The 26419-nt window shown below is 55.1% G+C and carries 26 protein-coding genes; 16 read left to right on the top strand and 10 right to left on the bottom strand.

Features of this window, described 5'->3' with window-relative positions:
- Positions 1-50: 50 nt before the first annotated feature.
- The gene (locus MY069_RS09405) at positions 51-575 is read right to left on the bottom strand and encodes a TIGR02300 family protein (RefSeq protein ID WP_482793523.1); all 525 of its coding nucleotides are present in this window, start codon (positions 573-575) and stop codon (positions 51-53) included.
- 109 nt (positions 576-684) lie between these two features.
- Between MY069_RS09405 and aroA the strand changes: the two genes are divergently transcribed.
- From aroA to mscL, 5 genes are all read left to right on the top strand, one after another.
- On the top strand, positions 685-2010 hold the full coding sequence (gene aroA, locus MY069_RS09400) for a 3-phosphoshikimate 1-carboxyvinyltransferase (protein WP_482793522.1): 1326 nt from the start codon (positions 685-687) through the stop codon (positions 2008-2010).
- On the top strand, positions 2007-2654 hold the full coding sequence (cmk, locus tag MY069_RS09395) for a (d)CMP kinase (protein WP_482793521.1): 648 nt from the start codon (positions 2007-2009) through the stop codon (positions 2652-2654). Before aroA ends, cmk begins: the two co-directional genes overlap by 4 nt.
- 112 nt (positions 2655-2766) lie before the next feature.
- Positions 2767-4563: a 30S ribosomal protein S1 gene (gene rpsA, locus MY069_RS09390; protein WP_482793520.1), complete on the top strand. Its 1797-nt coding sequence runs from the start codon at positions 2767-2769 to the stop codon at positions 4561-4563.
- A 95-nt stretch (positions 4564-4658) separates the two neighbouring features.
- Positions 4659-4958, top strand: coding sequence for an integration host factor subunit beta (locus tag MY069_RS09385; RefSeq protein WP_482793519.1), 300 nt, complete (start codon positions 4659-4661; stop codon positions 4956-4958).
- 102 nt (positions 4959-5060) lie between these two features.
- A complete protein-coding gene (gene mscL / locus MY069_RS09380; RefSeq protein ID WP_482793518.1) occupies positions 5061-5477 on the top strand; it encodes a large-conductance mechanosensitive channel protein MscL in 417 nt (138 codons plus the stop codon).
- Positions 5478-5562: 85 nt separating this feature from the next.
- Here the strand turns inward: mscL and MY069_RS09375 are convergent, their stop codons facing one another.
- The 3 genes from MY069_RS09375 to MY069_RS09365 form a co-directional block, all read right to left on the bottom strand.
- Positions 5563-6045 carry a Smr/MutS family protein gene (locus MY069_RS09375; protein WP_482793517.1) on the bottom strand — a complete coding sequence of 161 codons (483 nt, stop codon included), beginning with the start codon at positions 6043-6045 and terminating at the stop codon, positions 5563-5565.
- A gap of 10 nt (positions 6046-6055) precedes the next feature.
- Positions 6056-7255 carry a murein transglycosylase A gene (gene mltA, locus MY069_RS09370; protein ID WP_482793516.1) on the bottom strand — a complete coding sequence of 400 codons (1200 nt, stop codon included), beginning with the start codon at positions 7253-7255 and terminating at the stop codon, positions 6056-6058.
- A gap of 99 nt (positions 7256-7354) precedes the next feature.
- Positions 7355-7969 (bottom strand): Tim44/TimA family putative adaptor protein, encoded by a 615-nt coding sequence (locus tag MY069_RS09365; RefSeq protein WP_482793515.1) that lies wholly within the window; start codon positions 7967-7969, stop codon positions 7355-7357.
- 124 nt (positions 7970-8093) lie between these two features.
- Between MY069_RS09365 and secB the strand changes: the two genes are divergently transcribed.
- Positions 8094-8609 (top strand): protein-export chaperone SecB, encoded by a 516-nt coding sequence (gene secB / locus MY069_RS09360; protein WP_482793514.1) that lies wholly within the window; start codon positions 8094-8096, stop codon positions 8607-8609.
- Here secB and dnaQ read toward each other — a convergent pair.
- From dnaQ to MY069_RS09335, 5 genes are read right to left on the bottom strand one after another with little or no spacing between them, the layout of a single operon-like run.
- Positions 8600-9298, bottom strand: coding sequence for a DNA polymerase III subunit epsilon (gene dnaQ, locus MY069_RS09355; RefSeq protein WP_482793513.1), 699 nt, complete (start codon positions 9296-9298; stop codon positions 8600-8602). The two genes, secB and dnaQ, sit on opposite strands and share 10 nt — an antisense overlap.
- Entirely contained in the window at positions 9291-9902 is a 612-nt protein-coding gene (gene coaE / locus MY069_RS09350) for a dephospho-CoA kinase (protein WP_482793512.1), read from the bottom strand. Before coaE ends, dnaQ begins: the two co-directional genes overlap by 8 nt.
- The gene (gene aroE / locus MY069_RS09345; RefSeq protein ID WP_482793511.1) at positions 9899-10711 is read right to left on the bottom strand and encodes a shikimate dehydrogenase; all 813 of its coding nucleotides are present in this window, start codon (positions 10709-10711) and stop codon (positions 9899-9901) included. The genes coaE and aroE overlap by 4 nt, the downstream gene beginning before the upstream one ends.
- Positions 10708-11301, bottom strand: coding sequence for a Maf family protein (locus MY069_RS09340; RefSeq protein WP_482793510.1), 594 nt, complete (start codon positions 11299-11301; stop codon positions 10708-10710). The genes aroE and MY069_RS09340 overlap by 4 nt, the downstream gene beginning before the upstream one ends.
- Positions 11301-12125, bottom strand: a complete 825-nt coding sequence (locus tag MY069_RS09335; protein WP_482793509.1) for a pyruvate, water dikinase regulatory protein — start codon at positions 12123-12125, stop codon at positions 11301-11303. The genes MY069_RS09340 and MY069_RS09335 overlap by 1 nt, the downstream gene beginning before the upstream one ends.
- A 352-nt stretch (positions 12126-12477) precedes the next feature.
- Here MY069_RS09335 and hemE point away from each other — a divergent pair, with 352 nt between their 5' ends.
- The 9 genes from hemE to MY069_RS09290 all read left to right on the top strand — a co-directional run bounded on the left by hemE (position 12478) and on the right by MY069_RS09290 (position 22489).
- On the top strand, positions 12478-13518 hold the full coding sequence (gene hemE / locus MY069_RS09330) for a uroporphyrinogen decarboxylase (protein WP_482793508.1): 1041 nt from the start codon (positions 12478-12480) through the stop codon (positions 13516-13518).
- Positions 13519-13520: 2 nt separating this feature from the next.
- The gene (locus tag MY069_RS09325; RefSeq protein ID WP_482793507.1) at positions 13521-13952 is read left to right on the top strand and encodes a CopD family protein; all 432 of its coding nucleotides are present in this window, start codon (positions 13521-13523) and stop codon (positions 13950-13952) included.
- A 126-nt stretch (positions 13953-14078) separates the two neighbouring features.
- Positions 14079-15374, top strand: a complete 1296-nt coding sequence (gene rho / locus MY069_RS09320; RefSeq protein ID WP_482793506.1) for a transcription termination factor Rho — start codon at positions 14079-14081, stop codon at positions 15372-15374.
- Between the two features lie 2 nt (positions 15375-15376).
- Positions 15377-16696 carry a tRNA uridine-5-carboxymethylaminomethyl(34) synthesis GTPase MnmE gene (gene mnmE, locus MY069_RS09315; protein WP_482793505.1) on the top strand — a complete coding sequence of 440 codons (1320 nt, stop codon included), beginning with the start codon at positions 15377-15379 and terminating at the stop codon, positions 16694-16696.
- 54 nt (positions 16697-16750) lie between these two features.
- Positions 16751-18628, top strand: a complete 1878-nt coding sequence (mnmG, locus tag MY069_RS09310) for a tRNA uridine-5-carboxymethylaminomethyl(34) synthesis enzyme MnmG (protein ID WP_482793504.1) — start codon at positions 16751-16753, stop codon at positions 18626-18628.
- Positions 18621-19247: a 16S rRNA (guanine(527)-N(7))-methyltransferase RsmG gene (rsmG, locus tag MY069_RS09305; RefSeq protein WP_482793503.1), complete on the top strand. Its 627-nt coding sequence runs from the start codon at positions 18621-18623 to the stop codon at positions 19245-19247. Before mnmG ends, rsmG begins: the two co-directional genes overlap by 8 nt.
- The gene (locus tag MY069_RS09300; RefSeq protein ID WP_482793502.1) at positions 19240-20052 is read left to right on the top strand and encodes a ParA family protein; all 813 of its coding nucleotides are present in this window, start codon (positions 19240-19242) and stop codon (positions 20050-20052) included. The genes rsmG and MY069_RS09300 overlap by 8 nt, the downstream gene beginning before the upstream one ends.
- A gap of 2 nt (positions 20053-20054) precedes the next feature.
- Entirely contained in the window at positions 20055-20984 is a 930-nt protein-coding gene (locus MY069_RS09295) for a ParB/RepB/Spo0J family partition protein (RefSeq protein WP_482793501.1), read from the top strand.
- Positions 20985-21160: 176 nt separating this feature from the next.
- The gene (locus MY069_RS09290; RefSeq protein WP_482793500.1) at positions 21161-22489 is read left to right on the top strand and encodes a cytochrome P450; all 1329 of its coding nucleotides are present in this window, start codon (positions 21161-21163) and stop codon (positions 22487-22489) included.
- 50 nt (positions 22490-22539) lie between these two features.
- On the opposite strand, the gene MY069_RS09285 is transcribed toward MY069_RS09290, so the two are convergent.
- Complete coding sequence (locus tag MY069_RS09285) at positions 22540-25857, bottom strand: S41 family peptidase (RefSeq protein ID WP_482793499.1); 3318 nt, start codon at positions 25855-25857, stop codon at positions 22540-22542.
- 245 nt (positions 25858-26102) lie between these two features.
- Between MY069_RS09285 and MY069_RS09280 the strand changes: the two genes are divergently transcribed.
- Entirely contained in the window at positions 26103-26405 is a 303-nt protein-coding gene (locus MY069_RS09280) for a hypothetical protein (protein WP_482793498.1), read from the top strand.
- The last annotated feature ends 14 nt before the right edge of the window (positions 26406-26419 follow it).

The following is a 26419-nucleotide window of genomic DNA, read 5'->3' as shown; positions in this document are numbered from 1 at the left end:
AACTTTATGGGAAAGGCGGGCATAGAATTTCCAGGCCCGCCAATCAAGTCCTATTTATCATCGCCTTGCGGTTCGATGTCGTCAGCATCTGGCTCGCCGAGCTCATTGCCATCATCAAGATCGATATCATCGCCGAGATCAAACTCTTCATCGAGATCGATATCGTCGCTATCATCGTCGTCTTCATCATCGTCGACGCCGTCTTCGCTAAAGCCTGCTGGCATTTTGCCTGGCGCTTCATCGTCTTCGTCGCCGCCTGACATATCGAGGACAACCTCATCCTCATCGCCGCCAAGTTCTTTGGCTTCGTCTTCTGTAGATTCTTCTTCATCTTCTGAAGTTGCAGCGGCTGCTTTGGCGGCCTCTTCTTCTTCCAGATCTTCGTCTTCGTCCTCAGGAACAGCTTCCTTCGCCGCAGCCGCGCGGACTTTGGTCTTCGTGGCTTGTACCGTCTCATCGGCAGGATCGAAGGAATGACCGCATTTCGGACATGTCGCGGGACGCTTGTTTAAGTCGTAGAATTTTGACTCGCAGCTCGGGCAAACCTGTTTGGTGCCAAGTTCTGGATCAGCCATATTTTTCATCCGTCCGTGTGAAATTCATTGCAGGCGCGCTTGCCAGAAACGCTCCCGCCTGTCAAAGCGCTTTTCGCTAGGTACTGTAACTAAAGGAAACCACTAGAACATGGTGTGGACTTCCCATCCGGTGAAACAGATCACCGGAACTCTGCGTGCGCCTGGCGATAAGTCATGCAGCCACCGCGCGCTCATTCTTGGCGGCCTTGCAAAAGGCACCTCTGAAATTTCTGGCCTGCTCGAAGGCGAAGACGTGCTCAATACCGGCCGCGTGATGGCCGCCCTCGGCGCGGACGTCGAACGGGTTGGCGAGGGCGCGTGGCGCGTTGAAGGCGTTGGCCCCCGCGGCCTGCAATCGCCAGAGACCGATCTCGACTTCGGCAATTCTGGCACCGGCTCGCGTCTGATGATGGGCGTTGTCGCTGGGTATCCGATCGAAGCGCGCTTTGTTGGCGACGCGTCTTTGTCGGGCCGGCCGATGGGCCGGGTGCTCGATCCGCTCAGCGAAATGGGTGTGACCTATGAAGCGAGTAACGGCAAAACCCTACCGCTTAAGCTGACGGGTCGCGCCGATTTGAACGCGATCTCTTACCAGCCCCCACATGCTTCAGCGCAAGTGAAGTCGTGCATTCTACTTGCCGGACTGAATGCGCAAGGCATCACCCAAGTCAGAGAGAGCCGGATCACCCGCGATCATTCTGAGCGCATGCTGCGCGGCTTTGGCGCCGAGGTGAAAAGCCAGCGCGCGGGCGCCGCGAACCTGGTCTCAATCGAAGGCGGTCAGTCTCTGACCGCGCAAGAAACGCTGGTTCCGGGCGATCCGAGCTCAGCGGCCTTCTTGGCTGCTGCGGCAATGATCTCGCCGCGGGGCGGGGTCGTGGTGGAAGCCATGATGTCGAACGAGACCCGGGATGGGTTCTATCGCGCCGCCGCTCTGATGGGCGCGCATGTCGGCGCGGAAGATGTTGGCGATGCGGCCGGCGAACGCTTGATTGATATGAGTTTCGAGACCGCTGACCTTCGCGGCGCAGAGATACCCATCGATCTCGTCCCCAGTATGATTGACGAATTTCCCATTCTCGCGGTGCTCGCCGCCTTTGCGACGGGAACCACCGTGGTTAAAGGCGCCGCCGAGCTGCGCGTCAAAGAAAGCGACCGGATTAAGGCCGTGGTCGCGATGTTGCGCGTGAATGGCGTCGAAGTCGAAGAAACTGAAGACGGCTTTATCGTCCAAGGTTGCGGCGGCGCTGTGCCTGGCGGCGGCCTCGTTGAAACCCATCATGACCATCGTATCGCCATGAGCGCTTTGGTCATGGGGACTGCCTCACAAAAGCCGATCTCGATCGATGATGCTGCGATGATCGCGACTAGCTATCCAGATTTCATGGCGCATATGGCAGAATTGGGGGCGGATCTTCAGGAGGGAGCCGCATGATCATTGCGATTGACGGAACCCTCGCCTCTGGAAAAGGCACCATCGCGCGTCGCCTGTCGGCTTGGTATGGCCTGCCGCATATGGATACAGGTCGCCTTTATCGCGCTACTGGCGTCGCGGCTTTGCATAAACAGGCTGATTTCTCTGATCCCATCGCCCTCGCCGATGTCGCCCGGACCCTCGACCTGAACGATTTCGAGGAAGAGGTTTTGCGAACGGCCGAGGCGGGTCAGGCCGCCTCAAAAGTCGCTGCGGTGCCTGAGGTTCGCGCCGCTTTGCTGGAGCTGCAACGTGCATTCGCCAATCAACCAAAAGGCGCGGTTCTCGATGGACGCGATATTGGCACGGTGGTTTGCCCGGACGCGGATGTAAAGCTATGGGTCGACGCCGATGTCGAAACCCGCGCAACACGGCGCTGGAAAGAGCTCACCAACAAGGGCGAAACGCTGTCACTCGAAGAGATGATCGCTCAGCTCAAAGAGCGCGACAGCCGCGATAAAAACCGCGCTGATGCACCAATGATTGCAGCAGCAGATTCAGTCTTGATCGATACCACTCACCTGACTACAGACGCGGCTGTGGATAAAGCGCGGGCAGCGGTCGAGGCCGTGATCGCCCAAAAGTCCGAGCGTTCTGAGCCTTAAAGCTCAAATCTAAAGGCGCTCTCTAGCTTATCCCTGACATCGCAGCGACGTCGGACCGAAGGCATAGGGCCTTCTGCCGTGAACCCCGTAATGCTGCGCTTTTGGAGACCCCATGACTGACTCAATGAATCCCTCAACTGAGGATTTTGCCTCAATGTTTGAGGACAGCGCTGGCGCCGCCACTCTTGTAGAGGGCAAAGTTGTTCCAGCGACCGTCATTTCTAATAATGGCGACTATCTTGTACTCGACGTAGGCCTGAAAACCGAAGGCCGTGTCGCGTCAAAAGAATTCCTGCTCGAAGAGAAGCAGCCTGAAGCTGGCGATATTGTCGAAGTTTATCTCGACCGTATCGAAAACCTGATGGGTGAAGCTGTTCTGTCGCGCGACAAAGCCCGCCGCGAAGAAAGCTGGATCCGTCTGGAAGACAATTACAACAAAGAAGAGCCTGTTAAGGGCGCGATTGTTGGCCGTGTTAAAGGCGGCTTCACAGTCGACCTTGGCGGTGTGAATGCCTTCCTTCCTGGCTCACAAGTCGACATCCGTCCGGTCCGCGACGTGGGCCCACTGATGAACGAAGTTCAGCCATTCGCCATTCTCAAAATGGACCGCGCCCGCGGCAATGTTGTTGTTTCTCGCCGCGCCATCCTCGAAGAGAGCCGTGCCGAACAGCGTGCGGAAATCGTTGGTGATATGAATGAAGGCGATACTCGCGAAGGCGTCGTCAAGAACATCACCGATTATGGTGCGTTCGTTGACCTTGGCGGCATTGATGGCCTCCTGCACGTCACTGATATGAGCTGGAAGCGCGTCAATCACCCAAGCCAAGTCGTCAATGTTGGCGACACGGTGAAGGTCCAGATCATCAAGATCAACCCAGAGACTCAGCGCATCAGCCTCGGCATGAAGCAGCTCGAGAGCGATCCTTGGGACGATATCGAAGCCAAGTACACCGTTGGCACACGCATGTCTGGCCAGGTCACAAACATCACCGATTATGGTGCCTTTGTTGAGCTCGAAGACGGCGTTGAAGGTCTGATCCACGTCTCTGAAATGTCCTGGACCAAGAAAAACGTTCACCCAGGCAAAATCGTGTCTACGTCTCAAGAAGTCCTCGTTGAAGTGCTCGACGTTGATTCTGAGAAGCGCCGGATTTCGCTTGGTCTCAAACAGACTCAAGACAATCCATGGTCGGCCTTCATGGCTGAGCATCCGGTCGGCACCGACATTGAAGGTGAAGTCCGCGGGATTACTGAGTTCGGTCTATTCGTTGGCCTCGGCCCAGACCTCGATGGTATGGTCCACATCAATGACATCTCTTGGGAACAGTCTGGCGAAGAAGCCATTCAGGCGTTCCAAAAAGGTGACTCTGTTACGGCCCGCGTCCTCGACGTCGACACTGAGAAAGAGCGTATCTCGCTCGGCATCAAGCAAGTTGGCGGCGATCCAATCGCAGACAATAGCAGCGTGAAGCGCGGCGCGATCGTCACATGTACAGTGACCGAAGTTGCGTCTGGCGGCATCGAGGTTGAATTCGGCGACCCAGCCGTGAAAGCCTTCATCCGTCGTTCTGACCTGTCTCGCGATCGCAGCGAACAGCGACCAGAGCGTTTCGCGGTTGGCGACAAGCTCGACGCGAAAGTCACCCAGGTCGACAAATCTTCACGCCGCATCGGTGTCTCAATCAAAGCGCTTGAGATCTCTGAGGAGCAAGAAGCTGTTGCACAATACGGGTCTGCAGATAGCGGCGCGTCACTTGGTGATATTCTTGGTGCCGCTCTGGCAACCGGCGAGCCGGCAGAAGCTGAGGCAGAAGCCCCGGTAGAGGCAGAAGCCGAAGCCGCCGTCGAAGAGAAGCCTAAGAAGAAAAAGGCGACCAAAAAGAAAGCTGAAAAAAGCGACGATGCGTAAGCTCGTTTACATCCAAACCTAACAATAAGGTAATGGATAAGTATTTTGCGACGGAGGCCTAGTCTCCGTCGCATTTTTCGTTTAGGTTCAAAGACATGCTGAGATCTGAACTCATCGCTAAACTTGCAGACGAGAATCCGGAACTCCGTCCGGAGGACCTCGAGAAAGTCGTTGGGGTTATCCTCGATGAAATCGCCGACGCTTTGGCGCGGGGGGATCGCGTTGAATTGCGCGGCTTTGGCGCCTTTTCGGTACGCCACCGCAAGGCCCGCAAAGGCCGTAATCCGCGGACCGGCGAATCGGTCAGTGTTGCCGAAAAATCTGTTCCATTCTTCCGGCCCGGCAAAGAGCTTCGGGCTCGGGTGAATGACGGCGTCGATCCCGAATCCCGCTAGGGTTTTCGTAACCCCTCCTGAATATGAAATTTGACGCGGCAGCAGAATTCTCACATTCTGCGCGTATGGGCTTTCGGGTCTGGAGAATAGAAGGGGTATAAAATGTTCAACGAATTCAAAGAGTTTGCCATGAAGGGCAATCTTGTCGACATGGCGGTTGGTTTCGTCATGGGCGGCGCGTTTGCCACTGTGGTCACAGCCTTTATCCAAGGCGTCTTCCTACCAGCGCTAAGCCCCGTACTCGGCGGGCTCGATTTTGGCAGCTGGCAATATGTCATGACACCCGCCGTTCTTGGTGATGATGGTACCGTCGTCACGGAAGCAGTGTCGATCAAGATTGGCGAATTTGTTTCGGCCATCATTTCCTTCCTAATCGTCGCGTTCGTGATGTTCATGATCATCAAGGGCATGAATAATATGAAGAAAAAAGAGGAAGAGGCACCCGCGGAGCCACCAGCCCCGCCGCGTCAGGAAGTGCTGCTCGAAGAAATTCGCAACCTTCTCGCGAAACAGTCGTAAATCATTAACGCGACATCGATATAGACACACACAAGTAGAGTGTGTGGCGTGTTCAGGGGCAGCTTCCGGCTGCCCCTCTTCATTTCTAGCGCCGTCTCAAAAACACATACCACGCGCCGCTGCCGCCATGTTTCGCATGGGCCGGTGCATAGCCGCTAATCAAGCCGCGCGCTTCCGGAAGTTCCAACCAATTCAAAAACGCTTGGCGCAAGACGCCCTGCCCTTCCTTGCCTTTACCCGTAATCACGATCACGCATTGCGAGCCCTTGGCTTGTTCGCGCGAGAGAAATCCCGGCAAGACTCGAAAGGCCGAGTCTCGTGTGTGTCCATGCAGGTCAAAGCTCGCGGAGATGGCTTGGCGGCCGCGGCGAACGCTGCGCTCATTCTGCCGGTTTTGAGGTACGGCATGCGACTTTTTCCGGGAAAGTTTTAGCGGGAGCGGCTCTGCGTCATCTTTCTTACGGGCGGTGCCAGAGGGCGTGCCCCGCCGACCTGACATAGGCGTCACGTTCCGGGACGCGGCCGCCCAGGCTCGTTTTTCTTGGTCAGAAAGTTTCCGTCCGCTCATAAGCGGTGTTCTAGGGCGTTAGCGTCATCGGTCTAGAGCCAGACCCCTGCGCCAAATTGCGCTGCTGCAATCGCTCTGCCACCGCGGTTGGCAGCAGCACCCAAAGCCGGCCCGGCGCATTGACCGTATCTGCCGCTGCTCCGGCCCGCTCTCCCGTGCCGAAATAGAGATCGCCGCGCACCGCGCCCTTAATTGCGCCGCCTGTATCTTGCGAAACCAAAAGCCCAGACCAATCACCGCCAAGGCCGGGCGCGGTCGTCTGCACAAACATCGGCACCCCGCCCGCATGAATGCCAAGATCAATCGCCATCGAACCCAGGGGCGTCAGCGGCACCCCAAACGACCCTTTCGGGCCCAGACGTGGATCACCCTCCGGCTCCAAATTGAAGAACACAAAGCGCGGATTGGCATTCATCGCCTGGCGAGCACGCTCGGGAGTTGTGCGATCCATCCAAGCACGGATGCCTTGCATGCTTGCCTCGCCCCGCGCGATCCAGCCGCGTTCGAGCAGCCAATTTGCAGTTGAACGAAACGGCTGACCATTATTCGCCGCATAAGCCGCCCGCAGGGTTCGCCCATCGGGCAAAAGGAGGCGCCCAGATCCCTGGATCTGAAGAAAGAACACATCCGCCGGATGCGCATAGGCCAGGGGCCGAACTCCTTGGCGGGTGATCTCAGCGCGAATGGGATATTCCCGCCGCGAGCCATCCGGCAGAGTTTGATAGACTTTGCCCGACGAGGTAATCAAATCGTTCGGTCGCCCGGGAACCGGCTCCGTAAAGGGCGGTTCTGGTCGAAGCCGCGCTTCATATGTCGGCTCGAAATATCCGGTGAACCGACTTTTGCCATCCGGCGCGACGATCTCGACTGGGGTGAACAAAGCCTGCAACACCGCGCGGGCGCTGCGATCATCATTGATCACATCAAGCGCGGCGCAGGCCGGAGTCCAATCGGCGACACGGCCCGCCCATGCAGCATTGTCAGAGAGAAGACTTTGCGGAGACCGTTTGGCAAACACTTCACAGCTGCGCCGCAAAGCCGCGAGGCCCGGCGCCAGATTAGCGGCATCCCAGCCCGGTAAAACGTCATAGGCCACCGGTTTCGGAGTAACTGGAAAAGAAGTCGGATCGATCGGCGGGCGGGTTTCTAAAACAGGAGACGGCCGCGGCGGCGGAGTTCGGCCTGCATTGGTCACACACCCAGACAGCAATAAGAGCGCGCCGCATAAGAGCCCTAGAATCCTCATCAGGCGAGACTAGGCGTGTTCGGTAGGCAAGCTCAAGTTACCAATCTAAGGCTTTTTGTGGACCTAGTCAGCGGTATCCACATCATCGAGGATCCAGTTCGGATCGTCCGAGCTGGTTTGACGCATGAAAGTCCAAAGTTCCGAGGCTTTGCTTGTCGTCTCGCCATCGCCTAGTTCAGATTCGTAAAGAACTGTCACGCGTGCCATACCATCACTCGCCAATGAGGCGTCGGTGATTTCAGCCTTACGGACCCGCAACAGTTGCATCCCTTCAGCACCTGTGGATTCCCGCTCTGTGATCGCGGCGTCCCAAGCTTCATAAACATCCGTATCAAGCAGCGGTTTGAGCGCGCCACGATCGCCGCGCGCAAAGGCCCCAACAATCATTTCATAAGCAGAGCGAGCGCCCTGCATAAAGGCGCGCGGATCGAAATTTCCATCCGCTTCGAAGATCGCTTCCATGCCAGCCGCGGCAGGACCTGTGAAAGACGGGCGCAATTGTACGACATCTCCACCTGTTGGTGCCGAGGTCGATGGCGTGGGCGTTGGCGCTGGTGACGGCATGCGACCGCGACCCTCTGGCGGACCCTCATCTTGGCCAAGCGTCACGAAGAGACGCCACCCAACAAAAAGGGCGATCCCAGCCAAAACGAGAAATTCAATCATAGAAGAGGACATGTTCAGTTCTTTTAGCAGTCTTTGTGCCACTCATATAGGTGCTTTTCAGCAAGTGCCACCCACCGTTGCGCCACATTGTGGCACATGTTACGCGCCAGTAATCCTAGAGTTAGAGTGAAGGTCGATGACAGATACCCCAGATATGGCGACTCCGCCGCAAGATAATGCCCCTCAACAGGGTCCCGCCATTCGTGTGCTGAGCCAGTACATCAAGGATCTCTCTTTTGAGAATCCAGGGGCGAGCGTGCAAGCCCAGCCGAATATCGAACTTGGGATTGATGTCGGCGCTGCGCCAAAGCCTGGTGAAGAAGGCGTATTTGAAGTCACCCTTAAACTCAAAGCCCGCGCTGGAACGCAAGACACCGCTCTGTTCCTGCTCGAAATGGATTATGCCGGACAGTTCCATCTGCAAGGCTTTGGTGCCGCCGATGTTGAGCCGGTTTTGTTGATTGAATGCCCGCGCATCCTGTTCCCATTTGCCCGCCGGATTATCGCTGACATATCATCTGAAGGCGGCTTCCCGCCATTGCGGATTGATCCGGTCGATTTTGGCGCGCTTTATAACGCTCAGAAACAACGCGCCGCGGCGGCTGCCGCTGAGCAGGCCAGTGCCGCACCTACCCAAGAGCCTCAGGCGTAACGATTCCAGATCGCATCCTCGCCGAGCGTTCCAATAATCTCGGCGTGGTTGCTCTGCTCTTCCTTTGAAATTTCAGAATTGCGCGGGGTCGGTCTTTGCGCTGCTGGTGCACGCGTGCCGTCTGCGGATTGGTTCTGCTGTCCAAAATCAAATCGGTGCGCACGACCGCCCAGTAATTCGAGATAAACCTCCGCCAAGAGCTGACTGTCCAGCAAGGCGCCGTGATAGGTCCGAGCATCTGAATTCACATCAAACCGTCGGCACAGCGCATCCAAACTCGCTGGCGCGCCGGGGAATTTTTTCCGGGCGATCATGACCGTATCGACCCAGCGCTCTTCCGGGATCTCGGCTTTGCCGCACCGCTTGAGCTCCATGTTCAAAAAGCCGCGGTCGAATTTCGCATTGTGCGCCACGATGGTCGCGTCGCCGACAAATTCTAAAAAAGCATCGACAATGGATGGATCTTCAAAAGGCGGTTTATCGACCAGGTCGGCATCGGTGATCCCGGTGATGCGGATTGTGTCTTCTGATACCGCGCGGCCTGGATTGATATAGGTCTGAAAGATTTTGCCGGTCGCGACATGATTGATCAGTTCAACCGCGCCCAATTCGATCACACGATCATCCTTGTCCCATTCGAGACCGGTGGTTTCGGTATCAAATGCAATTTCGCGAACCACATCACTCATCGGGATTCTCCGCGGCCAATTGGTTTAGAAGCTCGATAATGGAGTGAACCTGTGCGCGGGCGAAGTCAAAGCCAAAAGCGGTGTTGATGATGAAGTCGGCCCGGGCACGTTTGTCGGCATCTGCCATCTGTTTCGCTTTGATCTGTTCGAACTGCTCTTCGCTCATTTCCCCGCGCGCTAAGACCCGATCGCGTTGGACGTCTGCGGGAGCTGTGACGACAGCCACATAGTCGCAACGGGTCTCTCCGCCGGTCTCAAAAAGGAGCGGAATGTCCAGCACCGCAAAAAACGCCCCGCTCTCAAGCGCTTGCTGGCGAAAGCTCATCTGGCTGAGCCCAACCAATGGGTGCACAATCGCTTCTAAGTCGCGCATCGCCTCCGGATTATCTACGACTTTCGCCCGAAGTGCGGCACGATCCACCCCGCCATTTTTGAGGATATCGCCAAACTTTTCGGACAAAGGTCCGACCGCGGCACCGCCCGGTTCATAGATTTCATGCACAGCTGCATCGGCGTCATAGACGGGGATACCGGCCTCTTTGAACATTGCCGCTGTGGTCGACTTCCCCATACCGATCGATCCGGTCAGACCAAGAATAATCATTGCGTTGCCCTTATCGCGAATTGGCAACGCTCGAGCGCCGCATCGAAACTTGGCATTTCGCCAAACCAAGATTCGAAACTATAGGCTGCTTGCGCCACAAGCATGGTCAACCCGTCCTTCGTGTTCCAGCCCTGCTCCGCTGCGTGCGCCAATTGTGGTGCAGCGATCTTGCCGTACGAGATGTCAAAAAAGGTGCGGCCCTCGCCCTTAGGCAGCGCGAGCACATCTCCGCCATATCCCATACTGGTCGTATTGACCACGATCGTTGCCGAATCGATATAGTCTTTATACTGAGCGATATCACCAAAGGCGGTTGCCGATGCACCGAATTCAGCGGCTAACTCTGCTGCTTTTAATACCGTTCGGTTCACAATCGTAACCGGGATATTTCTATTCGTCAGTGCAAAGACGATTGCGCGTGCGGACCCGCCGGCGCCGAGCACCAACACCCGTTCTTCCGAACCTTTGGTCTCGCCTAAGGCGCGCAAGAATCCAGGGGCGTCAGTATTATCCGCATGCCAATGGCCGGGGGACTGGAAGGTGAGCGTGTTCGCAGCCCCAATCTTCGCCGCTGCTTTGGTCGCCTCGGTACAGGCCGCAAGCGCATCGTGCTTATGAGGAAGCGTGACGTTCACGCCAATTATATCTCTGGATTCCAACGTCTTAAGCGCTGAAGAGATTTCTCCTGCGGGGACATGCATTGCCTCATAAGTGGCATCAATCGAAAGATCGCGCAGCCAACCATTATGAATAAGCGGGGACATGGAATGGGAAATTGGATCGCCAATAACCCCCAATAATTTGGTCATGTCTCTAGCAATCCTCGTACTCTGAAATAGTCCAGCAAGGGCAAAAGCGGCAGACCCAAAATAGAGAAATAGTCACCTTCGATTTTTGAAAAAATCTGCGCGCCCATGCTTTCAAGTTGATAAGCGCCAACCGTGGTCAATAAGGCATCTCCGCAGGACTCAATATACGTATCGATAAAATCGTCGCTCAGTGTACGGACAGTCAAATTGGGTCTGGCCAAATGGCGCCAGATCGGTTCGCCATTTTCGGCGATGACGATTGCCGTTTCTAGTGTGTGGGATTTCCCAGAAAGTTTGCGAAGATGATCCGCTGCTGCGGCCAAATCCGCTGGTTTATCGAAGGCGGCTCCATCCAGATTAAGCATCTGGTCGCCGCCAATCACCAAGCCTGGTTCAGATCGAGAAACTTTCACCGCCTTCATTTCCGCCAATTGCATGGCTTGGTCCCGGACGTTCATGCCATCGGCGCGCATGGCCTGTTTGGCGGTCTCTTCGTCAACGTTCGGTTTGAACGAGCGGGCTTCCACCCCAGCACCAGCAAGAAGTGCTCGGCGGCTGGCACTGCCTGAGGCGAGGACAATTTCTGTCATTACACAAACCCTCGACGCTCATTGAGCTTATTCAAAATCGCGGCGGCGGTCTCTTCAACGCTGCGTCGAGAGACATCAATCACTGGCCACTTATTGCGCTGGAACAAACGGCTCGCTTCGGTCACCTCGGCGCGCACCGCTTCTTCATCGACATAATCGGTTTTGCTATTCTCGTTCAAGGAGACGAGCCGCTGGGACCGAATTTGCAACAACCGCTCGACCCCAATTTTTAAACCGACCACCATTGGATGCTCAAGCTGTTCAACCAATTGCGGCAGAGGAATGCCCGGCACCAGCGGAATATTGCCCGCTTTCACGCCGCGATTGGCGAGATAGACGCAAGTCGGGGTTTTCGAGGTTCGACTAACGCCAAGCAAAACCACATCGGCATCAACCAGCCCGCTGACATTCTGCCCATCATCATGATTAAGCGCGAAATCGATGGCAGAGATTCGCTTAAAATACTCTTCATTCAAGGCATGTTGGCTGGCGATTTTTTCACTCGCCGGAATGCCAAGATGGCGGGACAACATATGGATTGAGGGGTCCAAGACCGGCAGGGTTTGGATTCCGCGCTGGCTGCAGAATTGTTCGAGCTTCCGGCGCAAGGCTTCATCGGAAATCGTGTACCAAACCACGCCGGGCGCGGCTTCGATTTCGGCCATCACACGATCTAATTGGCGTTCGGACCGGACCAAATAGTAATTATGCTCGAGCGGAATCGTACGATCGAATTGCGCGGCGGCGGCCCGCATCACGGCATTCAAAGTCTCACCGGTCGAGTCCGACACTAAGTGAACGTTAAAGTAGATCGATAATCGCATAACCAGCCTAAAATCTTCGTTTCTTCCTGTGCCGGAGGTGTGCGAATTCGACAAGCCCTGTGGATGCATTGTGGAATTCGTAGAAAGCGGCCGAATCCGACTCTGAATCGCACAGATGAACGAATCTGACTCCCTCGGTTATCGATCTGTTCCAAACAGGCGTTTCAAGCCATAGTTAACACTTTATTTACTTTTGAATCAGCAGGTTAACAAAAAGTAAATTGCGCGACAAACTGGGGATAGACTGTGGATAGTGGCGGGACAAAAGCTCTCAGGCCGCGTTTTCCACGAGACTCCGCGTTTAATAATGATAAGGCCTACGGATTATTTTTTCTGGGTTTTTAAAGTTCCTATGGCTGATCCTGTTTCATCACGTTTTCTGAAAGTCCTTTCTGGCACCCCTTCCTCCCCAGTTCCCATCTGGATGATGCGACAAGCCGGGCGACATCTCCCAGAATATTTGGAGCTGAGAAGCCGGGCGAAAGACTTTCTGGATTTTTGCTATTCTCCCTCAATGGCCGCTGAAGCGACGCTGCAACCGATTGCGCGCTATGATATGGATGCCGCCATTCTCTTCGCCGATATTTTGCTGATTTTGGACGCTATGGGTCTAGATGTGCGGTTCGAGAAAGGTGTGGGACCTATTGTCGAGACCGTGGAGAAAGAGGCCGATCTCAATCGCGCTTCTGTGGAAACCGCAACGCAGCGCCTGTCGCCAGTTTATGAAACGGTCGATCGGGTCAGATCAAAACTCGCTGATGATAAAGCGCTCATCGGATTTTGCGGTGCGCCTTGGACAGTTGCCCTTTATGCCATCGAAGGGCGAGGCGGCACCGATAAGAGTAGCGCCCGCGGATGGGCCTATATCAAACCTGATCTCCTCAAAGGGCTTTTGGATCGTCTAATTGAAATCAGCGCCCATTATCTCGCCGCGCAAGTGAAAGCTGGCGCCGATGCGCTGATGATTTTTGAATCTTGGGCTGAAGGTGTGCCGTCCGACTTATTTCAAATGCTGGTCGTTGAACCGAATGCGGCGTTGGTCAAACGGGTAAGAGACCTCGGGGTTACGGTTCCGATTATTGGCTTTCCGCGCGGCGCTGCAACCATGCTCGGATCTTATACCAGCCAAGTGCCGATTAACGGGGTTGGATTGGATACCGCGATCTCGCCAGATTTTGCGCGTGCGACAGTGCCAGATACAATCGCTGTTCAAGGTCATTTAGATCCGGTGCTTCTGATTGCAGGTGGTGATGCGATGGAGCGCCGCGTGCGTGAACTACTCGAAGCCTATGAAGGCCGGCCGCATATTTTTAATCTCGGCCATGGGGTTCGCCCGGAAACGCCAATTCCGCATGTTGAACGTGTGGTCGAAATCGTTCGGGAAGGTCGCTAGAGATGTCGCTCTATCTTTGGGTTCAGGCTTTTCACATTATTTTTGTGATCGCTTTGATGGCCGGTCTTTTGATCTATCCGCGTTATAAATTGCACCAGATCAAGTCCCAACCGGGTGAAGAACTGTTCGAGACGATGCGCGAAGCGTCGAATCGTTTGCGCAAGATCATTCTCAATCCGGCTTTGGTCTTGGTTTGGATCCTGGGCATTACGATGCTGGTTCTCAATCCGTCTCTGCTCAGCCAAGGGTGGATGCATACCAAGCTGGTTTTGGTTCTGATCTTGAGCGGTCTGCATGGCTATTTCATCGGTTTGGGGAAGAAAATCGATCGCGGCGATCAGGCCCACACACCAAAGACGATGAAGATGCTGAACGAGCTGCCCTTCGTGATCATGTTCTTCATTGTATTACTGGCCGTTCTAAAACCGTTTTAGACGCTTCACAGCCCGCCCTCTTGACCATATCGCTTCAATTGATCATATGCGGATCAAGTCGCCGTCCGGCGCATAGGCTGATTCCAGCCGACTTTTCCCAACTATAAATTTGGATACCGGCACCCCATGCCTGATACCGCACCCGAACTCGAACTTCCGTCACAAGTTTATCTGCGCGAGCTGAAAGCGAAATCTCCAACCGATCTCTTGGCCTATGCTGAGATGTTGGAAGTGGAAAACGCGTCCTCATTGCGCACACAAGATATGCTCTTCGCGATCTTGAAAGAGCTTGCCGAACAGGAAGTCGAAATTATCGGCCGCGGTGTGGTCGAGGTTCTGCAAGATGGGTTCGGCTTTTTGCGCTCGCCAGAGTCGAATTACTTGGCCGGGCCGGATGATATCTATGTCAGCCCAAAAGTGCTCAAGAAAGCCGGTCTCAAAACTGGCGACACAGTCGAAGGCCCGATTGCCGAGCCGGGTGAAAATGAGCGTTACTTTGCACTGACAGACGTGAGCTCAATCAACTTCGAAGATCCTGAAAAAGCCCGCCAGAAAGTTCACTTTGACAATCTGACCCCGCTTTACCCAGAAGAGCGCCTTTTGATGGAAGGCCAAGATCCGACCAAGAAAGATCGTTCGGGCCGGGTGATCGATATTGTCTCGCCAATCGGTAAAGGACAGCGCGCGCTGATCGTTGCGCCGCCGCGGACCGGTAAAACTGTTCTGCTCCAAAATATCGCCGCATCCATCGAAGAAAATCACCCTGAGTGTTACCTGATCGTTCTGTTGATCGACGAACGCCCAGAAGAGGTGACCGATATGAAGCGGTCTGTGAAGGGCGAGGTGATTTCATCTACCTTTGACGAACCAGCTTCCCGTCACGTGGCGGTTGCTGAAATGGTCATCGAGAAAGCCAAACGCTTGGTTGAGCATGGCCGCGATGTGGTGATTCTGCTCGATTCTATTACTCGTCTTGGCCGCGCTTATAACACGTCGGTTCCAAGTTCCGGTAAAGTCTTGACCGGTGGTGTCGACGCGAATGCGCTCCAACGTCCGAAACGATTCTTCGGTGCCGCGCGGAATGTCGAACATGGCGGCTCGCTCACCATCGTTGCAACCGCGCTGATCGACACCGGCTCGCGGATGGATGAAGTGATCTTTGAAGAATTTAAAGGCACCGGTAACTCTGAAATCGTTCTCGATCGGAAAGTTGCCGACAAGCGAACCTTCCCAGCCATCGACATCATGAAGTCCGGCACCCGGAAAGAAGAGCTCATCACCGACAAAGTCCAACTTCAGAAGATTTACGTCCTGCGGCGTATTTTGAATCCGATGGGCACCTCGGACGCGATCGATTTCCTGCTTGATAAGCTCAAGCAAACGAAGACGAATGACGAATTCTTCGAGGCGATGAAGAACTAAAGATGACCCTGCGCCGGGACACGATTTGTGCTCTGGCAAGTGGTCCGCCGCCCGCGGCGATCGCAACCCTTCGGGTTTCGGGTCCGGACGTTCGCGAGATTATCCGTCAGCGATTATCATATCCGGAATTGAAACCGCGCCACGCCACTTTGGTCGAGATGCGAGATGAATCCGGGAGCGCAATTGATGAAGGCCTCGCGGTCTTTATGCCCGGACCGGCCAGCTATACCGGCGAAGATACACTCGAGCTGACCCTTCATGGGGGGCGCATCATTATTGAAATGGCGCTCAAATCATTGCTCGCGTCTGGCGCGCGTTTGGCAGAGCCCGGAGAATTCACTCGCCGCGCTTTCGAAGCTGGGAAACTTGACCTCACGCGTGCAGAAGCCGTCGCTGATCTGATCGATGCGGAAAGCGAGGCCCAACTGGGTCAGGCTCTGCGCCAAATGGGCGGCGCACTTGAATCGCTTTATTCCGGTTGGCGCGTTCAAATGACCGACTGTCTGGCACTGCTCGAAGCCAGCATTGATTTTCCAGACGAAGAAGATGCGCCTGATCGCGTCGATGGCCCCGTGACGGAAAAGATCAAAAAACTTTTAGGTCAGTTGGATCAGGCCTTGGCCGAAGGGAATATTACCGAAAGGATCCGCGACGGGTTCCGAGTCGCGATCTTGGGCAAACCCAATGCGGGGAAATCGACGCTTTTAAACCAACTTGCCAAGCGTGAAGCGGCGATTGTCACCGATATTCCCGGTACGACCCGAGATGTCGTCGAAGTCAGACTGACACTGGGCGGATTTTTGGTCTGGGTTTCCGACACGGCGGGCCTCCGCGAAACCGATGATATTGTTGAAGCTGAGGGGGTTCGCCGCGCGCGCCAGGCCGGGGCCGAAGCGGATGTTCGGATCTGGCTGGCAGATGCCAGAGAGGGATTCGAAACAGACGCGGTGGGACCAGAAGATCTCTTGGTGTTGAACAAGTCAGACTTGGCCGCACCCGATGTTTCACGTGAAACACTCCGGATCTCTGCCAAAAATGGCGAAGGGATTGATCGTGTGGAAACCGCGATTGTCGAGCGCTTGGCAAACATGACGCGAAACTTAGCCGCGCCGATGATTACCCGAGCGCGGCACCGCCAGGGGATTGAGCGCGCGAAGACCCATCTCGAGATCGCATTGGATCACTTACATTCTGGAATGGGGGCGGAGTTCGCCGCCGAAGAAGTTCGATTGGCGAGCCGCGAATTAGGGTCGCTTACCGGACATGTGAACCCGGAAATGGTGCTCGGCGCTGTGTTTTCTTCGTTTTGTATCGGTAAATAGTCTGTTTCTGCGGCCGTGAGTATTATATGAGGCGCCAAGCATAAGGCGGTTTAGATGAGTGACGTTCAGTCTTTTGATGTGATTGTGGTCGGCGGCGGCCATGCCGGATGCGAAGCCGCGTCGGCCGCAGCGCGTATGGGCGCGCGTACCGCTTTGATCACGCATAAGGTGGAAACGATTGGCGAAATGTCGTGCAATCCGGCCATTGGCGGATTGGGAAAAGGCCATTTAGTTCGCGAAATCGACGCGCTTGATGGATTGATGGCGCGTGTCGCCGACCGGTCCGGAATCCAATTTCGGATGCTCAACCGATCAAAGGGCCCTGCCGTTTGGGGACCGCGCGCACAAATTGATCGCTCGCTGTACCGGCAAGCGATGCAAGAAGAGATCTTGGGTCACGAGAACTTAGACGTCATTGCCGATGGTGTAGAAGACTTGATGGTTGAGAATAATCAGGTCGCGGGCGTGATTGGGGAATCCGGAACCGCTTACTCGGCCCAAGCGGTCGTCATTACCACGGGCACATTTCTGAAAGGGATCATCCATCGCGGCGCCGAGCGCATTCCGGCGGGCCGCGTCGGCGAGAAGCCGGCGATTGGTCTGTCGGATCGCCTCTATGCTTTGGATCTCCCAATGGGGCGATTGAAAACCGGAACGCCGGCGCGCCTAAAAGGAAGCACCATTGATTGGGACCGCCTTGAGATGCAGCCCGCAGATGAGGTGCCAATCCCATTCTCATTTGCCACAGAACAGATTGAGGTGCCGCAAATCGCTTGCGGGATTACATTCACCAATGCGGCGTCTCACGAGATTATCGCAGAGAATATCAATCAATCAGCCGTTTATTCCGGCGCGATTGCTGGGCGCGGTCCGCGCTATTGCCCCTCGATCGAAGACAAGATCCACCGCTTCGCCGACAAAACGCGGCACCAGATCTTCCTCGAACCAGAGGGCCTCGAGGATGACACCGTCTATCCAAATGGGATTTCAACCTCCCTGCCCTGTGAGGTTCAGGACCGTTTCATTCGAGAAATCGAGGGATTGGAGACTGTAGAGATCTTGGAATATGGCTATGCGATTGAATATGATTATGTCGATCCGCGAGCTTTGGATGCTGGCCTTCAAGTCAAAGCGCTAGATGGACTGTTCCTGGCCGGGCAAATCAACGGAACGACCGGATATGAAGAAGCCGGGGCGCAAGGTCTGGTCGCTGGAATGAACGCTGTGCGTTTTACGCGCAAGGAACCCCGCGCGGTATTCGATCGCGCCGAAGCCTATATCGGCGTCATGATTGATGATTTGGTGACACGCGGCGTGACCGAACCCTATCGGATGTTTACATCGCGGGCGGAATACCGATTGTCTCTGCGCTCTGACAATGCCGATCAACGTCTCACCGCGCGCGGCATTGATCTTGGCCTGGTTGGGCCGGATCGCGCCGAGATGTTTCACGTGAAACAAAAAGCGTTGGAGGCCGGGCGAGTTCTTTTGCAATCCTTGGAAATGACGCCGAATGAGGCGCAAAAGCTCGGATGGAAAGTCAATCAAGATGGCCAACGCCGAAGCGCCTGGGAATTCCTCGCCTATCCGAGCATTGATATGGACGCGATTGAATCCGCCTTCACTGATGTGGCGGCTCTTGAGGCCTCGATCAAAACCCAACTCGAAATTGAAGCCATGTATGCCGGCTATATCGAACGCCAGAAAGAAGACGTGGCCGCATTGCGCCGGGAAGAGTCGCTCGCGCTTCCTGGGGATCTCGATTACGGATCCGTCGGCGGGCTGACCAATGAGGTCCGAGCAAAACTAGAAACGATCCGCCCAGCCACACTTGGTCAGGCAGGTCGGATCGAAGGTATGACTCCCGGCGCCCTCACCGCCTTGCTCGCCTATGTGCGACGCCCTGGACGGAAACGCTCTGCAAATGGCTGATCGCGACGGCTTTGGCGCCGATGACTTCCAAAAAGCCACAAATGTTTCACGTGAAACATTGGATCGGATCGAACGCGTGGTGGCGGAGCTCGACGAGTGGCGCACCAAGATCAATTTAATCGGGCCCTCTGAGTTTGATCAGGTCTGGCGCCGACATGTTTTAGATTCGTGGCAGCTTTTTTCGCATATTCCTGTGGATGGAAAAATCGTCGATCTTGGGTCTGGGTCTGGTTTTCCGGCCTTGGTTCTGGCGGCGGGATTCTCCTCAAAAGAGTCTCAGATGACGATGATTGAAAGTGTTGGAAAGAAATGCGCTTTCTTGCGCGCGGCCGTCCAGGCGGTGCAATTACAGGCAAATGTCGTCCAAGGCCGCGTCGAAGCGATTAACCCTGTCCAAGCCGATTGCGTCACGGCGCGCGCCTTTGCGCCGCTTCCGAAACTTCTGGATTATGCCGAACCTTGGTTTAAGAGAGGCGCATATGGAGTCTTTCCAAAAGGACGTCGCTGGCAAGAGGAATTGACGGCGGCGCAGGAATCTTGGAGATTCGCCTATGAAGCGATTCCCAGCCTAACTGGGGATGGGGCTATCTTGAAGATTTCGGAGGTTTCACGTGTCTAACGGGAATACACGCATTCTAGCCATTGCCAATCAAAAAGGCGGGGTCGGGAAAACCACAACCTCGATCAATCTCGGCACCGCCTTGGCGGCGGTTGGCCGTAAAGTCTTGGTCATTGATTTCGATGCTCAGGGCAATGCCTCGACGGGCCTCGGGATTACGCGTCCTGAGCGCCAGCTCACAACTTATGATGTCGTCGTTCACAATGAATTCTTGGGCGATGCGGTCTTGAGCACTTTGGTGCCGCGCCTTGATATTGTTCCGGGCGATGAGAACCTGGCCGGGGTCGAAACCGAATTGTCGAACGATCCTCACCGGTCTTACCGTCTGCGCAACGCGCTTCGGTCATACATCGAAAAGGCCGCGTCCCGTGGAAAGACTGAGTATGACTATATCCTGATCGATTGCCCGCCATCTTTGTCGGCGCTGACGATTAACGCGATGACCGCGGCGGACTCGCTCTTGGTACCGTTGCAGTGTGAATTCCTGGCGCTTGAGGGGTTGAGCCAACTTTTGAAAACAGTTGAGCTGGTGCGGTCCGGGCTAAATCCAGATTTGGATATCCAGGGGGTCGTGCTGACCATGTATGATCGCCGTAACAATTTGTCGGATCAAGTTGCCGATGAGGTACGCTCAGTCCTTGGGACGAAAGTCTATAACACAGTGATCCCGCGAAATGTTCGCCTGTCTGAGGCGCCAAGCTTCGGCAAGCCAGCTTTGCTATATGATTATCGGTGCCCGGGCAGCGAAGCCTATATTCGCCTCGCGTCAGAAATGCTTCAGCGCGAACGCGCACTTCGGGGGTAGGCATGGCGCCAGAACCAGCACGGGGAAAACAAAACCGACTCGGCAAAGGCTTGTCCGCCTTGATCGGCGAAGTTGAGGGCGTTGGCCTTGCAGCTCCAGATGCAGCTGAGTCTAGCGCCAGTGGATCTGCGTCCGGCGCCGTCTTGGAGTTTGCCATTTCAGACATTCGTCCGAACCCAGCCCAGCCGCGACGGACATTTTCTGAAACAGAACTCGAAGAACTCGCTGCCTCCATTCGGCAGCGCGGAATCTTGCAACCGATCTTGCTTCGTCCCGATCCAGATGCGCCCAATCAATATCAAATTGTTGCGGGCGAACGGCGATGGCGGGCGGCGCAACGCGCGGGTCTTTCCACCATTCCAGCAGTTGTTCGCGAACTCGACGAATTGCAGTTGCTTGAAGTTGGGATCATCGAGAATGTTCAACGTGAAGATCTCAATCCGATTGAAGAAGCCGAGGCCTATGGCGCGCTAATCAAACGGTTTGGTCGCACCCAAGAAGACTTAGCCGAAAGCGTGGGCAAATCGCGGGCGCATATCGCTAATACGATGCGGCTTCTCAATCTTGGCGAGACCTCACGGGAGCATCTGCGACAGGGGCGAATTTCAGCGGGGCATGCGCGGGCCGCTTTAGGCGCGCCAGATCCGGATCCGGTGGTCGATATGGCTGTGGCGAAACGCATGTCGGTTCGCGAAGTTGAAGCACTGGTCAAACGTCTCAAGGATGGCAATGCGCTCGATACGGTCGCGCAAAAGATCAACCAAAATGACAAAGACGTCGATACCGAGGCACTTGAAGCAGACTTGGCGCGGGTTTTGGGCCTGAAAGTGGATATTCGGCAAGGCGCCTCTGGCGGTGAGTTGCGGATCAAGTATGGCGATCTCGAACAATTGGACGAATTGTGCCGCCGGTTGACTGCAAAGCGCTCTTAAATATCTGTTTTTATTAAACTTATATAGCATTTTTCGTGATCTATTCGGTGGAGATTTACGTTTGCTTCCCGTGGCGTCATCATCTCAAATCCACGATTTTTGGTTTTCACAGGCGTAAAAACACATAGGCTAGTGCGCATCGTCACTTGTTTTAGAGCGACATGCGGAGATGCCCCATGGCCGATACATCTTTTGAGACGCCTACCAAACTTCAGCGCCCGAAGCTGAGTTACAAAACGCCAGCGCATCCTGGATATTTGGAGCGCGGCGCGAAAGTCACGCCCGCTGCGGACCTAGACCTCGCCACCATCGATCTTGCGGATACGGAAGTGTGGCGGCAAAATAAAATGTGGGATCGGTTCGAACGTCTCCGCAAGGAAGACCCGATCCACTATACCCCAGACAGTTTCTTTGGGCCTTATTGGTCAATCACGCGGCGCGATGATATTCTCGCGGTCGATTCAGACCATAAGCGATTTTCGTCCGATGCCAGTAATGGCGGCATCACGCTGAGCAATATGGGCGAAAGCTTAATCGGTCAAAGCTTCATCACGGCCGACGAGCCGATTCATTCCGCGCAACGCAAAACCGCCCAACCGGCTGTCGCGCCGACGGCGCTGCGAGATTATGAACCACTAATCCGTGCGCGCACCCAAAAAGTGCTGGATGAACTGCCTGTCGGCGAACCATTCGATTGGGTCGACGCGGTGTCGATTGAATTGACTGCGATGATGCTTGCGACTTTGTTCAACTATCCGCAAGAACGGCGCCGTGAATTAACCCGATGGTCGGATGTCACAACCAATCCCGCCGACCCGGACATTTGCCCGGGCGGAATGGATCAGTGGCGCGAAGAGCTTGGTCAATGCGCTCAAGTCTTCTGGGGTATCTATCAAGAGCGCAAAAATGCCGACCCTGCGGCCGATTTGATGAGCTTGCTCGCGCATGGTGAAGCCACCCGCGACATGAACCCGTATGAGATGTTGGGCAATGTTATCCTGCTTATCATTGGCGGCAATGATACGACCCGAAACTCAATGTCGGGCGGGGTTTATGCGCTGAACAAGTTCCCTGAAGAATATGCGAAGCTGAAGGCCAATCCGGACCTGATCCCGAATATGGTGTCAGAAATTATTCGTTGGCAAACACCGCTGGCCTATATGCGCCGGACCGCGCTCGAAGATGTTGAGATGCACGGCAAGCTGATCCGAAAAGGTGATAAGGTGGCGATGTGGTATGTCTCGGGCAATCGCGATGAAAGCTTCTGGGACGAGGACCCCAACCGCCTAATCATCGATCGGAAACAGGCACGCAATCATGTCTCGTTTGGCTTTGGCATTCACCGCTGTGTTGGTAACCGGCTCGCCGAATTACAATTGCGCATCCTTTGGGAAGAGATTTTGGAACGGTTCGAAAATGTCGAAGTGCTCGATGAACCAAGCCGCGTTTCTAGCAGTTTCGTTAAAGGCTATTCTTGGTTGCCGGTGATCTGCCACCCAAAATAAAAGGGCGACACGAAATACGCGCCGCCCTCTTCTATGTTTCTGACACTCGCTTATTCAGCAGCAAGCGATTCTAAGAGCGAATCCACCGCTGCCTCGAGCGGAAGATCGCGGCCGAGTTCTGCAAATTGCGGCGCATTATCGACTAGGATGTCCGGCTGAAGCTCTTGATTTTCAAGCGGACGATTTTGCTGATCCAGTGCGGGCAGCTGCGGAATACCGAACACTAAATCCCCAGATACTTGGCCTTCCCACCAAACCGCGGTGGCCGTGCCTGGCACCGGCATGCCGACTGTCTTCCCAAGATCGAACAGATCATAAGCGTAAGGGAACATGTGGGCGTTGGAATAATTGCCTTCATTCATCACTACGGCAGAAGGTTTGGTCCACCGCTCTTCGGGGGCGCCGGATACGATCCGGCCGCGGGCGCGCAGATTGAAATAGGCCTCGCCATCGAGCAGCGTTACCAAATCATCATGCAACCAGCCGCCACCATTGAACCGAGTGTCGACAATCACCGCCTCTTTATCGAAGTTTCGACCAAAGAGTTCCGAGAAGATTTGCCGGAAGCCGGTATCATTCATGCTTCGAATATGGACAAAGCCAATTCGCCCGTCAGAGCGCTCTTCGACAATTGCGCGGCGGCGATCGATCCAGCGATCATAAAGGGCGGCGCCCTCTTCTCCGCGCGAATAAGTGCGCACCGTGATCGTCGTGTCTTTGTTTCCGAGGGTTAAACGGACGCGATCGCCGGCCTTGCGATTGAGCAGTTCAAACGCGTTTTGGGTGCCGGTGATCGACTGGCCATCGATCGCTGTAATGCGATCTCCAGCCTCAATATTCAGTGTGTCGCGATCCAAGGGTCCATCATCCAGGATTTCGCCAATGCGTAGCCCTTCGCCGCCATCGAGATCGAAAATCACGCCGAGTGCCGCGGTCTGATCGCTCATGCCATTCCGGCCCCCGCGATAAAACATCCCGGTATGACTGGCATTTAGCTGACCCAGCATTTCTGACATGATCACTGCAAAGTCGCGATTGTTCGAAACGGCGGCAACTTTCGGTTTATACGCGGCTTGCATCGCCGGCCAATCGACGCCGTGATAATTCGGGTCATAGAATTTGTCGGCGACTTGGTGCCAGGTGTGATTGAAAATATAGAGCCGTTCCGCGTCCGTGCGCAGGCGCATTTCGGCATTGGTCTCAACCGGTGACACTTTGATATTGTCGCCAAGTTTCGCCTGTTGAAGACGGCCATCGGCCAGGATGACCAGCATCGAGCCATCATCGGAAATCTCCAAGCTCGCCGAGTCCGCGCCAAGTGGCGCAACTTTGCTAGCGCTGCCTTCAACCAAGTCATTCATCCAAAGATCATACCCGCCTTCAAATGCGGCGAGATAATAGAGCTTCTTCATATCTGGTCCGAGCACTGCGTCTGCCAGATCAGAAGATTGCGGGGTCAGTCGAATGGTGCGGTCTTTGATGGCGTCAAAATCGATGGTGACATCATCATCTTCGCCGCGCTTCGCTGCCAGATTTAGAAGCTTGGCGATGTCCGCTTTCGGCGTGTCATCCTCATCTTCGTCTTTGGAGTCTTCGTCTTCATCCTCGTCTTCGTTCTTTCCATCTCCGGATTTTTCCAAAGCGGCACGCTCTTGCTCGGACAAGTTGAACCGGGTCCAGCTCGCTTCGTTTAAGAAGGCGCCAACAATATCGCCTTCAGAGCCCCAAGACCCATGCGTGCGTTCGCCATAGCGGTCGGTGAACCAATAGACTAAGTCGCCGCTGGAATGCCAAACCGGCCCACCATCAAAATAGCCATTGACTGAGATGTCTTTGGCGAGCGCAGAGCCATCCACCGGCGCCAAGCCGATATCGGTATAGAAATAATAGCCGCGCGGGGAAAAGTCCGCGGCGACCCATTTCGAGTCTGGCGAGAAGTTAAAACTGATATCGCCGTCGGCATAAGAATAGTTCTGATCCGCGGTAAACAATGTGCGGAGATTGTCTCCATCCGCATCCATGACCCGAATAGAGTCGCGGTTTTCGATGAAGCCGATCTTCTCGCCATCTGGGCTATAGGCCGGTTGGAAGGCATTGCCGCCGGCGGGTTTGTACACTTGTTTAGTTTCGAACTTCACCGCCATCGAGAAACGCGGCGCGTTGTCTTCGGCAATGCTGGTCTCATAAATGCCCCAGCCGCCTTCTTGCTCAGCCGCGTAAAGCAGCGTGCGGCCATCCGAGGAGAAAGAGACAGAACGTTCTTGGCCCGGCGTATCTGTGACGCGAACCGTGTCGGCAAATTCAGTGTCCGTTACAAAAATCTCGCCACGGAAGACATAAGCGATTTCAGACCCGTCCGGTGAAATATCAAATTCTGAAATGTTGCCCGCTGCTGGCAGCGGTTGGTCTTCGCCGCCAATTCGTCCGGCGGGAACCGTAATCGCAACCGCTTGCGATGTGCCGCCCGGAGCGATTTTTTGGATCACCCCATGATAGGTGTAGACCAGAGTGCCATCCGAACTGATCGACGTGGCGCGGGCCGGGTGTGGTCCATGCTGGGTCAGGGCTTCGCTGTCGCCCGTCTCGAGATTGACACGGCGCAGATTGAATGTGCCGCCATCGACTTCAGACTGCATATAAAGGCTTTGCCCATCAGCCGACCAAGCCGGGGCGTGGTCGCCGCCGGGCGTATCGGTTACTTTAGTATGGGCGCGGCTTTCGAGATCATAGATCCAGACATCACGTGCGAAGGAGCTGACATCGCGTTGGCGCCATTCATTCTCATAGGCTTTCTCATCGCGATAAGCGATCTTTGTGCCGTCTGGACTGTAGCGCGCATCCATGCCCGGAACGGTCGTGACCATGCGCGGGGTGCCGCCTTGGATCGAGACTTCATAAAGCTGCGGCAGCGCGCCAGTCGGGAAATAGCTAGAGCTCGCCGATTGTCCGCGAGAAGATGAGAACAGAACACCGCTGCCATCTGGGGCGAAGTCGCTCGGATAATCATTCGCGTCATGATAGGTGAGGCGGCTCAGGCCGGTGCCATTCGCGTTCATCACAAAGACGTCGAGATTGCCGTTTCGGTCTGAAGCAAAAGCCAGTTTTGACCCATCGCGTGACCAGACTGGCATGCCGTCCCAGCCATTATCGCGGGTGATCGGTGTCGCCACCCCGCCATTGCTGGACACGGTCCATACATCCCCATGTGCGGCAAAAGCGATTGTGCTGCCATCGGGCGAGATGGCCGGTGTTTGGAACCAAGTTTCATTTTCAGAAACCAGGTCGTCCGCGCTAAACCCCTGCGCCAGAGCTGCCTGAGAGACAGCTAAAGCAGCAGTGAGGGTCATGATCGAAAGCGACTTGCGCATATTTTACTCCCAGCTGTGACGTTTGTAATTTGTTAACGAGCTGAGCCACGCCCCTCAAGCAAAGAATAGGGATTTTCCAAGATTTGTTTCAAATCCAACCGATTCTTTCTTTCGGAGGCATGATTGAGGATGATTGATCTCAAAATTCTGGGAGCGAAAAGAAAGACGTGACCCTCTTTGCGGCTTTATCTCGCCTCTCTCAATAGAAGCCGAAAACGACCGGCAGAGCAGATGGAGACGCAGAGATGGTGTTTGGGTGGGGACAGAAATCGAAAGAATGGCCGCTCGACAATGGGCGCTTTCTCGTGGCGTCGTGGTCCTATGTCAGCTTTTTGCTCTGTCCTGTCAGTCGATCGACCCGGTGGTTCATTGTCGGCGATAAGCGCTCTGAGGATCATGAACTAAACAAGCAGCAGCTCGAGCAAATGTTTCCCGAAGGCCGTCCGCAAATTCCACTTTGGAGCCGCTATGGATTTTGGATGGTGTTTGGCAGCCTCTTTGTCATCGGGTTCATAATGCAAACATTCTTCCCCGAGCAGATGCAGTAAACGCGCGCCGGCAG

This window comes from Hyphomonas sp. ske169 (assembly GCF_056850855.1).
Note: the sequence above shows the minus strand (reverse complement) of the source record. Positions and strands in the feature narration are given on the sequence as shown.